Annotated in this window: 4 protein-coding genes (1 of these 4 cut by a window edge); 2 read left to right on the top strand and 2 right to left on the bottom strand. The window is 72.7% G+C overall.

The features are described from left to right. Nucleotides 1–6: 6 nt before the first annotated feature. The gene (locus RWE79_RS01640) at nucleotides 7–987 is read left to right on the top strand and encodes a TauD/TfdA family dioxygenase (protein WP_475938192.1); all 981 of its coding nucleotides are present in this window, start codon (nucleotides 7–9) and stop codon (nucleotides 985–987) included. 83 nt (nucleotides 988–1,070) lie between these two features. On the opposite strand, the gene RWE79_RS01635 is transcribed toward RWE79_RS01640, so the two are convergent. Then, nucleotides 1,071–2,174, bottom strand: coding sequence for a glycosyltransferase (locus RWE79_RS01635; RefSeq protein WP_475938191.1), 1,104 nt, complete (start codon nucleotides 2,172–2,174; stop codon nucleotides 1,071–1,073). A gap of 129 nt (nucleotides 2,175–2,303) precedes the next feature. After that, a complete protein-coding gene (locus tag RWE79_RS01630; RefSeq protein ID WP_475938190.1) occupies nucleotides 2,304–3,371 on the bottom strand; it encodes a polyprenyl synthetase family protein in 1,068 nt (355 codons plus the stop codon). A gap of 207 nt (nucleotides 3,372–3,578) precedes the next feature. On the opposite strand from RWE79_RS01630, the gene RWE79_RS01625 reads away from it, so the two are divergent. After that, nucleotides 3,579–13,827, top strand: partial view of an amino acid adenylation domain-containing protein gene (locus RWE79_RS01625; protein WP_475938189.1) — the 5' portion only. 3,980 nt of this gene lie beyond the right edge of the window; the window shows 10,249 of its 14,229 coding nt (coding positions 1–10,249); the start codon lies at nucleotides 3,579–3,581; its stop codon lies off the right edge, out of view.

The following is a 13,827-nucleotide window of genomic DNA, read 5'->3' as shown; positions in this document are numbered from 1 at the left end:
ACCATCATGAGCACTGTCGACACCGCACGCACCGCACGCACCGCACGCACCGCGCCCGACGTGAACGGCGCCTGGGAGCCCCGGATCATCCGGCCGGCCGACGCCGGCGTGTCCGCGAGCCCCGAGGGACTCCAGGAGTTCCTGGGCGGTACGGACATCGCCGGGCTCCTCGTCGGGGAACGGGCCGTCGTCTTCCGCGGATTCGGTGTCTCCACCGGCACCTACGACGGCGTGGCCGACCTCCTGCTGCCCGACCGGCTGGCCTACGTCCACGGCAACTCGCCGCGCACCAAGGTCGGCCGCAACCTCTACACGTCGACCGAGTACCCGGCGGAGTTCGAGATCTCGATGCACAACGAGATGTCGTACGCGCACGCGTGGCCGTCGAGGATCCTCTTCTTCTGCGACGTGGCGGCGGCCACCGGCGGCGCCACCCCGGTGGTCGACGGCCGGCTCTGGCTCGAGTCCATCGACCCCGAGGTGCGGGAGGCCTTCGCAGCCGGCGTCCGGTACACGCAGAACCTGCATGACGGTGTGGGCTTCGGCAAGAGCTGGCAGGCGACGTTCGAGACCGAGGACCGCGCCGAGGTCGAGGCGTTCCTCGACGGGGCCGGGGCCGAATGGAGCTGGCAGCCGGACGGCACGCTGCGGGTGACCCAGCTGCGCCGGGCGACGCTGGAGCATCCCGTCACCGGCACCGAGGTGTGGTTCAACCAGGCCGACCAGTGGCACGTCGCCGGACTGGGCGAGGACGCGGCCGCGCTGGCCGAGATCGTGCCCGAGGACGAGCTGCCCCAGAACGCCTTCTTCGCGGACGGCAGTCCCATTCCGGCCGAGTACATCAGGCACGTCCAGGAGGTGGGCATGCGGAAGGCGGTGAACGTCGACTGGGAGGCCGGCGACCTGCTGTTCGTCGACAACGTCTCGGTGGCGCACGGCCGCCGGGCGTTCACCGGACAGCGCCGGATCCTCGTGGCGATGTCGTAGCTCGCGGCGTCCCGACGCCATCCCCACCGAGGAAGCCCGTCGGCCGTACCGGCCGACGGGCTTCCTCGTTGCTCGGCGCGGAACTATGCGTTCCGCAGCGGGGAGCGATTCGCCGCGGCCCGTTCCAGCTCCGCCACCGCACCGGCGACGCTCGGCAGTGCCAGCATCCGGCGCTGCGCACGCCGCGCCCGCTCCGCGAAGCCGGGGTCGTGCAGCACCTGGTCGCACGCCTTGGATATGTGGGCGGCGTCGACGTCCTGGACCCGCACCCCCAGACCGAGCTCCTCCACGCGGTCCGCGTTCTGCGGCTGATCCCCGAAGACGGGCAGCACGGTCATCGGCACCCCGGCTCCGATGCTCTCGCGGATGCTGTTGTAGCCGCCGTGAGTGAGCAGCATCTGCGCGCACTGCAGCAGCAGCGGCTGGGCGAACGACTCGACCAGGTGGATGTGGTCGCTCAGCGATTCCTCGTGGACCGGAACGCCCCCGGTCGCGACCACCGCGACACAGTCGACCCGGGCCAGGCCGGCGACCATGGTGTTCAGGAGCGTGGTGGGGTTGTACTTCTCCCACCGCTCGGCGGGGATGTTGTGCTCCTCGGGGCGCAGGTCCTTGAACTGGGGGAGCGCGGTGCCGATCGCGGCCACCACGAGCGGCTTGCCGGCGGGGAGTTCGGCGACCCACTCCGGGAGGCGCTCGTCCCGGTTCACGGTGGCGGGCTGCCGGTAGGTGAAGGTGTGCGGAGTCGGGTTGGCGATGAACGTGCAGTCGGAGGGCATGCAGTCGAGCCGCCCGTACCGGAAGATCGCCTGCGGGTCGTCCGTGGTGGGCAGCCCCACCTCCGCGCGCCGTTCGTTCAGCGGCTTCAGGACGAGGGCGGGATCGAAGACGTTGCCGCTGCCGGAAGGCACGGGGACGTGTGGCACGCCCAGTTCCTCCCCGACGAAGGACGCCGCGAACTCCGTGCCGTCCCGCAGGATCAGGTCGGGCCGGAAATCACGGGCGACCGGTGCCAGCGCCCGGTACGTGTCGGCGAGCTTGGGGCCGACCCGTGACGACGCCCCCGGAACGGGCAGCGCCCCGAGGATCGAGACCGGTTCGTCCGCGAAGACGTGGGTCAGCTCCGGCGGTACGACGACGAGTACCTCGTGACGGGCCTCGGCGAGCGCGCGAGCCAGGGGAAGCATGGCTCGCGCGTGCGAAGGCTTTCCGGTAACGGTACACAGGACACGCATGACGGATTGTTTCCTTTGCGTTGGTCGAATCAGAGCGCGGGACGTTTCCTGGGGCCTCACCGGCAGGGGACCAGGCCACCCTCAGCTGGTGCGGTGGACGGCCTGCCGGGCCATGGCGCGCAGCTCCGCGGACCAGGCCGGGTCGAGGGCGCGCCGGACGGCCGCCTCGGCGCTGCGCAGCCGCTCGTCGATGGTCGACTCGATGTCGTCGCGGAAACCGTTGGCGAGCAGCAGGTCGTGCAACTGCTGGGGGTCGGTGCCCGCCAGGTCGTCACCGACCAGAGCGCTGATCTCCGCGTTGTGGCGCAGGGCGAACGACATCAGCAGGGTCATCTTGTTCTGCTTGAAGTCCAGTTGGGCCGGCTTGCCCGTCACCTCCGGGCTGCCGAAGGCGTCGAGCAGGTCGTCGCGCAGCTGGAACGCCTCACCGACGGCCAGCCCGTACTCCTCGAAGGGGCCCAGCAGATGCCCGGCACCGGCGAGTTCGGCGCCCATCGCCAGCGGGCGGTAGACCGTGTACCGGCCCGATTTGAACAGTGCGATCCAGCTGGACAGCTCGGCATCGGGCACGAACCGGGCGGCGGCCCTGATGTCCAGGAACTGACCGATCATCAGTTCAGTGCACAGGCCGCCCCAGATGCGGCGCGCGTGCGGTGGGCAGTCGGCGAGCAGACGCTCCGCGTAGACGAGGGCGAGGTCGCCCGCGAGGACGGCCACACCCTCGCCGTACCGGCGGGGCTCCCCCCGCCAGTCGCGCTCCTCGTGCAGCGCGGAGTGCAGCATATGCGCGGTCGGCTCGTTGCGGCGCAGCCCCGAGTCGTCCATGACGTCGTCGTGGAGCAGCGCGAAGGTGTGCAGCAGCTCCAGGGCCGCCGCGACGTCGACGATGACCTCGGCGTCCGGGTCGCCGCCGCCGGCCAGGTATCCGGCGATGCAGAAGGCGGGACGGAGCCGTTTGCCGCCGCTGCCCACCATCCGGGCCACACAGTCGATCAGTTCTGTCGAATCCGGGTTCAGCGCCGCCCATTCGCGGCGCTCCTCGGTGAGGAATTCATGAATACGCCGCTCCACTCGCGCCAATAGGATGTCGCGTCTGTCGCGGGCGGTGTCACCGATGAATTGATGGCTCATCGGGAGGCTTGTGGACATGGTTGATCTCCTGCTCAAGAGGTGACCTCAACCTGCCCTTTCTTGCACACCCAAGCTTCCCTGGAAAGGGGCAGGTTGGCGTACAGCCGCTGTCCAGCCCGGTGGGGCGGGGACGAACTAATCTCCATCAAGGTCTGCGGAGACTGTCCGCCGAAAACCGCAAGAAAATCCCACTCCTGCGCAACCGTAGGTGAATGGCGAGGAATCATGGATCTGTCTCGGTCTTTTGCCGACGGCGCGCAGTTGCTTCCGCTGACGGGCGCACAGGCAGGGGTCTGGTTCGCGCAGGCCGTCGAGCCCGAGAGCGCGATCTTCCGGGCGGCGGAGTATCTGGAGATCCACGGCCCCGTGGACACCGGGCTCTTCGAGCAGGCGCTGCGGCGGACGACCGCCGAGGCGGACGCGCTGCACATCAGGTTCGTCGACACCGCGGACGGCCCCCGCCAGCTCGTCGGCGCCGAGCCGGACTGGCAGCTGCGGATCGTCGACCTCTCCGGCGAGGACGACCCCCGGCGCGCGGCCGAGCAGTGGATCGGCCGCGATCTGCGCAGACGGATGGACCTGACCGCCTCCCCTCTGTTCACCTACGCGCTCTTCCGCGTCGCGCAGGACCGCTGGTTCTGGTACCACGCCTACCACCACATCCTGCTGGACGGTGTGGGCGCCGCACTGCTGGTCCGCCGGGTGGCGGACCTCTACACCGCGCTCGTCGCGGGCACCGCGCCAGAGCCAGGCCCGTTCACCTCCGTCCGCACCCTCCTCGCCGAGGACGCTTCCTACCGGGCGTCCGAGGAGTTCACCACCGACCGTGAGTTCTGGCGCGGGCAGTTCGCCGACCAGCCGGAGCCGATCGCGCTGTCTGCCCGCCCTCTCGCGCCCTCCGCGGACTTCGTGCGCCGCAGCGCGCACCTGCCGCAGGACGTCCAGGACGAGCTGGTGCGGGCGGCGGAGCGGGCCGGCACCGCACGGTCCCGGATCGTCATCGCCGCCACCGTCGCGTACCTGCACCGCATGACCGGTTGCACCGACGTCGTGCTCGGCCTGCCGGTGACCGCGCGGCCGGGTCCGCAGTCACGCCGGGCGCCGGGCATGGCGGCGAACGTGGTGCCGCTGCGCGTGACCGTCGACGACGCCACCACCGTGGCCGAGCTGCTGGACCGGACCCGCGTCGCCCTGCGCGGCGTCTCGGCGCACCAGCGCTACCGCGGTGAGGACCTGCGGCGCGACTTGGGCCTGCCCATCGACCACCGGCGGTTCTTCGGGCCGCTGATCAACGTCGTGCCCTTCGACTACGACCTGCGTTTCGCGGGCAGCCGAGCGGACGCGCACAACATGTCGCTGCGGCTCATCGAGGACCTCGCCATCTCGGTCTACGACCGAGGCAACGGCGGCGGCATCCGGGTGGACTTCGACGCCCACCCCGAGCTGTACCACTCCGCCGAGCTCGCCGCCCACCAGGACCGCTACCTGGCCTTCATCGGCCGGGTGGCCAAGGCCCTCCAGGAGCCCGCAACACCCGTCGGCCGACTGGGCCTGCTCGGCGAGGAAGAGCTCGCGGACGTCGTAGCCCGCCCCGCAGCGGTGGACGGTCCGGCCGACGGCCGGCCCGCGCCCACACTGGCCGGCCTGTTCGAGCGGCGGGTCCTCGAGTCGCCCGACGCCCCCGCGCTGGAGTACGAGGGCACGGTCCTCGACTACGCGGAGCTGAACCGGCGCGCCAATCGGCTCGCCCGGCTCCTCATCACGCGCGGTGTGGGCCCCGAGGACCGGGTCGCCCTGCTGCTGCCCCGCTCCGCCGGGTTCGTCGTCGCGCTCCTGGCCGTGGTCAAGGCGGGCGCCGCGTACGTCCCTGTCGACCCGGCCTACCCCGCGGCACGGATCGAGCACATCCTCGGCGACGCGACCCCCGTGTGCGTCCTCGTCGACACCGGTACGGGCGACGTGGCACGGGCCGCGGGTCTCACCACGCTCGCGCTCGACGACCCGGCCACCCTCGACGAACTGTCCGCCGCGGCGGACACCGACCCGACGGACGAGGACCGCACGGCAGCGCTGACCGCGGGCAACACCGCCTACGTCATCTACACCTCCGGATCGACCGGCCGTCCCAAGGGCGTACTGGTCACCCATACCGGCATCCCCGGGCTGGCCGAGACGTTCATCCGACGCCTGGGCGTCCTCCCCGGCAGCAAGGTCCTGCAGTTCGCGTCGATGGGCTTCGACGCCATGGTGCCCGAGCTGTGCATGGGCCTGCTCTCCGGCGCGACCTTCGTGCTGGCTCCGGGGGAGCGGCTGCTGCCCGGCGACCCGCTGGCCGCGTTCACCCGCGAGGCCGGGATCACCCACGCCATCCTGCCGCCGTCGTCGCTCGCCGTGATGAACCCGGAGGGCGACCTGCCGGCCGGCATGACCATCCTGGTCGCCGGCGAGGCGAGCTCCGAGGATCTGGTGTCCCGCTGGGCACCGGGCCGGGTCTTCGTCAACGGCTACGGGCCGACCGAGACCACGGTGTGCGCCACGATGAGCGAGGCGCTCGACGGCACCCGCACGCCCCCCATCGGCGACCCCGTCGCCGACACCCGGGTGTACATTCTCGACAGCTCCGTGCTGCCCGTGCCGCCCGGCGTCACCGGCGAGCTGTACGTGGCCGGACCCAGCCTCGCCCGTGGCTACCTGGGCCGCTCCGCGCTGACCGGCGAGCGGTTCGTCGCGAACCCCTTCGGCCGGCCCGGCGAGCGCATGTACCGGACCGGCGACCTGGTCCGCCGGCTGCCGGACCGCTCCTTGGAGTTCGTCGGCCGCGCCGACGACCAGGTCAAGATCCGCGGCTACCGCGTCGAGCCCGGTGAGGCGGAGGCTGCGCTGCTGCGGCTGTCCGTTGTCGGCCAAGCCGCGGTGACGGTGCGCCGCGACGCCACCGGGGCCCACGCCCTGGCCGGTTACGTCGTCCCCGCCGACGCCGACGCGGAGCTGGACCTCGGCGCCGTACGCGACGCCCTGGCCGAGGTACTGCCCGGCTACCTGGTGCCCGCGACCCTGACCGCCCTCGCCGCGATTCCGGTCACCCCGAACGGCAAGGCCGACCACCGGGCGCTGCCCGATCCGGGCACTCCGGCCACCCGTACCCGCAAGGAGCCGAGCACCCCGCGCGAGCACGCGCTGTGCGCGCTCTTCGCCGACGCGCTCGGCCTGGAGACCGTCGGTACCGACGACGACTTCTTCATGCTGGGCGGCCACTCCCTCATGGCCGCCCGGCTGGCCCGGCGCGTCAGCGCCGAGCTCGGGGTCGCCTGCGGTGTGGAGGCGATCTTCGCCGCACCTTCCGTGCGGCAGCTCGCCGGACGACTGGGCGGCCCCGCGACCGGACGGGCCGCGCTGACCCCGGTGCCGCGGACCGGCGACCTCGAACTGTCCTACGCCCAGCAGCGCCTGTGGTTCCTCGACCAGTTCGAGGGCCCCAGCGCCGCTTACAACATCCCGCTGGTCCTCACCCTCGACGGCGAACTCGACCGGCAGGCACTGGAGTCGGCGCTCGGCGACCTCACCGGCCGCCACGAGATCCTGCGTACGGTCTACCGCCAGACCGACGGCGTGGCCGCGCAGCACATCCTGCCCGCCGACGGCGCCACGCGGCTCGAAGTCCGGCCGGTGACCGACGACACCCTCGCCGACGAGCTGTCCGCCGCTGTCGCCCACCGCTTCGACCTCGCCGCCGAAGCCCCGCTGCGGGCCACCCTGTTCGCCATCGCCCCCGAGCGGCACCTGCTTTTGCTCCTGCTGCACCACATCGCGGCCGACGCCGGCTCGCTCGGCCCGCTGCTACGTGACCTCATGTCCGTCTACGAGGCCCGCCGCGTCGGGACGACGCCGCGACAGGACCCGCTCGCCGTGCAGTACGCCGACTACGCCGCCTGGCAACGCCTGGCCCTGGGCGACGAGAGCGACCCGGACAGCTCGGCCGCCCGCCACATCGCCTTCTGGTCACAGCGGCTGGACGGTCTGCCCGACCAATTGGAGCTGCCTGCCGACCGCACCAGGACGGTCGCCGCGGCGCCCGCTGCGGACCTCGTGACGCTGGACCTCGGCGCGCAGACCCACCGCCGGCTCGGCGAGCTGGCCCGCGCGACCGGCACCAGCACCTTCATGGTCGTCCAGGCCGTCGTGGCGGCTCTCCTGACCCGAGTGGGCGCCGGCACCGACATCGCCGTCGGCACCCCCGTGACCGGCCGCCCCGAAGACGCCCTCGACGACCTCGTCGGCTTCTTCACCAACACCCTCGTCCTGCGCACCGACACCTCGGGCGACCCCACGTTCCAGGAGCTGCTCGCCCGGATCCGGCAGAGCAACCTCGGCGCCTACGAACACCAGGACCTTCCCTTCGAGCGGCTGGTCGAGGTGCTCAACCCCGCCCGCTCGACGTCCCGGCACCCGTTGTTCCAGGTCATGATCGCGATGGACAGCTCGCAGCGCGCCCTGCCCGTCGTCGACGGCCTCGCACTCGGCCTGCTCGATGTGCCGACCGGCACCGCCAAGTTCGACCTGTCGTTCAACGTACGGGAGAACCGCACCCCGGACGGCGCCGAGGACGGCATCCTCCTGGCGCTGGAGTTCCGTACCGACCTGTTCGAGCGGACGAGCGCGGAAGCGTTCCTGGCACGCTTCGCAAGGCTCGCCGAAGCCGCCGCGGCGGCCCCCGGAACGCGTATCGGCAGCATCCCGATTCTCTCCGCCGACGAGGCTCACCGGCTGTTGGTGGAGTGGAACGACACCGCCGCACCCGAGTCCATGACCGATGTCGTGGCCCGCGTCCGCGAGGTCGCCGCCGGGCGCCCCGACGCCGTGGCCGTCACCGACGAGGACGGAGACATCACCTACCGGGCCCTCATGGACCGCGTCGACCGGCTGGCCGCGCGCCTGCGCACACGGGGTGCGGGACCGGACGCGGTGGTCGCCGTCCTCGCCGACCGCGGCAGGGCCGCCATCACGGCCTTCCTCGGCATTCAGGCCGCCGGCGCCGCCTACCTCCCGCTCGACACCCGGGCCCCCGTGGAGCGGTCGGCGACGCTGCTCACCGACGCGCACGCCGGATGGCTGCTGTCCGGACCCGGACACGAGGAGACGGCGGACCTGATCGTCGCCGACGGCGGCGCGACAGCCGAGGCGATGCCCGTGGACGACCCCTCCGACGGCACCTCCCACGGCGCGTCCCGTACCCCTGCCGAGACCCAGCTCGCCTACGTCATCTTCACCTCCGGCTCCACGGGCCGTCCCAAGGGCGCGATGGTGCACCACCGGGGCATGAACAACCACCTGCTCGCCAAGGTGGACGACCTCACCCTGACCGCCGCCGACACGCTCGTCCAGAACGCGCCCCTGACCTTCGACGTCTCGGTCTGGCAGATGATCGCCCCGCTGCTCACCGGCGGCCGCGTACTCGCCGTGGGCCAGCTCCTCGCCGCAGACCCGCTGGGCCTGTTCCGCATGGTCGCCCACGACGAGGTCACCGTCCTGGAGGTCGTGCCGTCCCTGCTGCGGGCGGCGCTCGACATCTGGGACGAGGGCGCTGACGCCCCGGAGCTGCCCGCCCTGCGGTGGCTGGTCGTCACCGGCGAGGAACTGCCGACCGAGCTGTGCCGGCGCTGGTTCGCGCGCTTCCCCGGCATCCCGATGATGAACGCGTACGGGCCCACCGAGTGCTCCGACGACATCACCCACGCCGTCATCACGCCGGACACCCTGGACGAGAACCGGATCACCGCCCCGATCGGCAGGGCGGTCCGCAACACCAGGCTGTACGTCCTCAGCGACGAACTCGACCTGGTCCCGGTCGGCACCCCCGGCGACCTGTACGCGGCGGGCGTCGGGGTCGGCCGCGGTTACCTCGGCGACCCCGGCCGGACCGCGGCCGCCTTCGTCCCCGACCCGTTCGCCGCCGACGGCGGCCTCATGTACCGCACCGGAGACCGGGTCCGCCACCGCCCCGACGGCCAGCTGGAGTTCATCGGCCGCCGCGACGCCCAGGTGAAGGTCCGCGGCCAGCGCATCGAACTGGGCGAGGTCGAGGCCCACCTGCGCGCCCAGCACGGCGTGACCGACGCCGTGGCCGCCGTGGTCCCCGGCCCGGGCGGGCACCCCCAGCTCGTCGGCTACGTGGTGGGCACACAGGACGTCCGCGGCGTCCGCGAGGCGCTGGCCACCGCACTGCCCGAGCATTTGGTGCCGGCCGTGCTCGTGCCACTGCCCGCGATGCCGCTCACCCCGAACGGCAAGACCGACCGAAAGGCCCTGCCTGTCCCGGACTTCTCCACGGGGGTGCGCCGCGAGCCGCGCACCCCGGAGGAGGAGATCCTCTGCGGGATCTTCGCGGAGATGCTCGGACACGACCGCGTCGGCGTCGACGACGACTTCTTCAGCCTGGGCGGCCACTCGCTGCTGGCCACCCGTCTCGTGGCCAGGATCCGTGCCGCCCTCGCCGTGGACCTGGAAGTGGCCGCGCTGTTCGAGACGCCCACCGTCGCGGGGCTGGCCGCCCGGCTCCCGGCCGCGGGTCCGGCCCGCAGCCGGCCGGTGCGCCGTGACCGGCCCGAGGTGCTGCCGCTGTCGTACGCCCAGCGCGGCCTGTGGTTCCTCAACCGGATGGACCCGGCCGACGGCACGTACAACATCCCCCTGGTGCTGCGGCTGTCCGGCGACCTCGACATCCCCGCCCTGGACCAGGCCCTGGTCCGGGTGACGGACCGGCACGAGAGCCTGCGCACCGTCTTCCCCGAGTTCGACGGCATGCCCCGGCAGGTCGTCCTCGGCCCCGCCCAGGCCCGTCCGCGACTGGACGTGGTGGACGCAGCCGGACGGGACGCGGACGCGCTGATCGCCGAGGCCGTCGGCCGCGGCTTCGACCTCGTCCATGAGGCACCGCTGCGCGCCCGGCTGCTGGTGCTGGGCCCGCAGACACACATCCTTGTCGTCGTCGTGCACCACATCGCGAGCGACGGCTGGTCGACCGCGCCACTGGCCCGCGACCTGAGCCAGGCGTACGCGGCGGCCCTCGGCGGACAGGCCCCCGCATGGGCGCCGCTGCCGGTGCAGTACGCCGACCACGCCCTGTGGCAGCGCGAGGCCCTCGGCGAGGAGACCGACCCCGACAGCGTGATCTCCGGTCAGATCACCTACTGGAAACGTACGCTGGCCGGACTCCCCGAGGAACTCGCGCTGCCCACGGACCGGCCGCGGCCCGCGCTGCCCAGCGGCCGGGGAGGACTCGTACCGTTCGGCCTCGGGCCTCGGACGCATCGCTCGCTGCTGCGACTGGCCCGCGCCCACGGCGCCACCACCTTCATGGTGCTGCACGCCGCGCTCGCGGCACTGCTGACGCGGCTCGGCGCCGGCACCGACCTGCCCATCGGCGGCTCCGTGGTGGGCCGCACCGACGAATCCCTCGACGACCTGGTCGGACTCTTCGTCAACTCGCTCGTCCTGCGCACCGACACCGGCGGCGACCCGACCTTCGGCGAACTCGTGGCGCGCACCCGCGCCGCGGACATCGCCGCCTTTGCCCACCAGGACCTGCCCTTCGAACGGCTGGTGGAGGCGGTCAACCCGCGCCGCTCGCTCAACCGCCACCCACTGTTCCAGGTCAAGCTGGTCCTGCAGAACCTGGACCGCCCGCAGTTGGACTTCCCCCACCTGCGCGCCGAGGTCGCCCGCATCGACCCCGACATGGCCAAGTTCGACCTGCTGTTCAGTGTCGCCGAGCGGTACGACGAGCACGGTGAGCCGCAGGGCGTCGAGGCGGCGGCCGGCTACTCGGCCGACCTGTTCGACCGGTCCACGGTCGAGGCGCTCGCCGGCCGGTTCGTCCGGCTGCTCGAATCCGCCCTGGCCCGTCCCGACCGGCCCATCGGCCGCCTCGCCGTCATGGACGACACCGAACGCCACGACCTGCTGGTCACCCGCAACGACACCGGGCACGACACACCGGACGCCACCCTCGTGCGGCTCTTCGAAGCGCAGGCCGCCCGCACCCCTGATGCGCCCGCCGTCGTCTGCGGCCCGGTGAAGCTGGACTACGCCGCGCTCAACAGCCGCGCCAACCGGCTCGCCCACCTGCTACTGGAGCGCGGAGCGGACAACGCCACACTGATCGCCCTTGCCCTGCCCCGGTCCGCGACGGCCGTCGAGTCGATGCTCGCCGTCGGCAAGGCCGGTGCGGCCTACCTTCCCCTGGACCCGGAGCACCCGGGCGGCCGCGTCGCACAGCTGCTGTCCGACGCCCGCCCCGGTCTGCTGCTGACCACGGCGGAGACCCTGCGGAACGCCCCGCACCTCGCCGAAGGGCCGGCCCCGCTGCTGGTCATCGACGCCCCCGAGGTGACCGCCGCCCTCGCCCGCTGCCGTGACACCGACCCCCGCGACACCGACCGGACCGCGCCCGTCGGCCCCGGCGACGCCGCGTACGTTGTCTACACCTCCGGATCCACCGGCACCCCCAAGGGCGTCGTCGTCGATCAACGGGCGCTGGTGGACTACGTGGTGCGCTGCGCCACGGAGTACCCGGGCCTGAGCGGGCGCACCCTGCTGCACTCGCCGCTCTCGTTCGACCTCGGCCTGACCACGCTCTACGGCACCCTGCTCGCGGGCGGCTGCCTGTACGTCGCCGACCTCGACGAACACCTCGACGTCCCCGGCGGTCTGACCTTCCTCAAGGTCACCCCCAGCCACCTGCCCATCCTCGACACCCTGCCCGACGACTGCTCACCGGCCGTCGAGCTGATGACCGGCGGCGAGGCGCTGCACGCCGAGCAACTCGCCGCCTGGCGCACCCGGCACCCGCAGGTCACCGTCGTGAACCACTACGGCCCCACCGAGACCACCGTCGGCGTCCTCGACCACCGGATCCGGCCCGGCACGCCGCTGCCCGCCGGACCGGTCCCGCTCGGCCGCCCCATGTGGAACACCCGCGCCTACGTCCTGGACGCGGCCCTGCGGCCGGTGCCCGACGGTGTCGTGGGCGAGCTCTACATCGCCGGCACCGGCCTCGCCCGCGGGTACCTCGGCAGGCCCGCGGGCACCGCCGAGCGGTTCGTGGCCGACCCCTTCGGGGCGCCCGGAACACGCATGTACCGCACGGGCGACCGCGTCCGCTGGAACTCCGCCGGAGTCCTGGAGTACGTGGGCCGCGGCGACCACCAGGTCAAGGTGCGCGGCTTCCGGATCGAGCTCGGCGAGGTGGAGGCCGCCCTCCTGTCCGCCCCCGGAGTGCGGCAGGCGCTGGCGCTGGTCCGCGAGGACCGGCGTGACGACAAGCGGCTCACCGCCTACGTCGTCTCCGCCCCCGGCGAGCGGGTGGCGCCCGACCAGGTGCGAGCCCACGTCGCCGGGACGCTGCCGGAGTACCTGACCCCCACCGCCGTGGTCGTTCTGGACGAACTCCCTCTCACGGCCAACGGCAAGGTCGACCGGGCCGCCCTGCCGGCTCCGGAGGCCGTCGCCGGCACCGCGTCGGCCCGCGCCGCCCGCACCGCGGAGGAGGAGATCCTCTGCGGCCTCTTCGCCGACGTGCTCGGCGTGGAACGCGTCGGAGTCGACGACGACTTCTTCGCCCTGGGCGGCCACTCGCTGCTCGCCATGCGCCTGCTCAGCCGCATCGCCGGCACCCTCGGCGTCCGGGTGGGCGTCAAAGCGCTCTTCGACACCCCGACGGTCGCCGGCGTCGCGGCCCGGCTCGCCACCCCCGACGACAGCCGGCCCGCGCTGGCCCCGGCCGATCGCGGCGAGCGCGTCCCGCTGTCCTACGCCCAGACCCGACTGTGGTTCCTCAACCGGCTCGAAGGAGCCAACGCCACCTACAACATCCCGCTCGTCGTGCGCCTGACCGGCGACCTCGACCGGGCCGCGCTGCGCGCCGCTCTGCGCGACGTCACCGGCCGCCACGAGAGCCTGCGCACGGTCTTCCCCGAAACCGGCGGCGTGGCCGGCCAGCACGTCCTCGGCCCGGTCGAGGGTGCCCCGACGCTGGAGGAGACCGAGGTCGCCCCCGGCGAACTGGAGGCGGCCGTCACCGAGACCGTGATGCGCGGCTTCGACCTGACCTGCCAGGCGCCGCTGCGTGCCCGGCTGCTCACCCCGGCCGGCGACGCCGGCCAGGACGGCGCCGTCCTGGTCCTGGTGATGCATCACATCGCCGCCGACGGCTGGTCGCTCACCCCGCTGCTGAGGGACCTGTCCCAGGCGTACACGGCACGCTGCGGCGGCACGGCGCCGGACTGGCAGACGCTGCCCGTGCAGTACGCCGACTACACCATGTGGCAGCGCCGGGTCATGGGTGACGAGAAGGACCCGGACAGCCGACTGAACGAGCAGCTCGACCAGTGGAAGGCGGCCCTCGACGGCCTTCCGGAGGAGCTGGACCTGCCCACCGACCGTCCGCGGCCGGAGGTCGCCACCTACCGCGGCGACA

Source organism: Streptomyces sp. RLA131, from assembly GCF_056270125.1.
The sequence above is the reverse complement of the archived record's forward strand: the minus strand, read 5'-3'. Positions and strand labels throughout refer to the sequence as shown.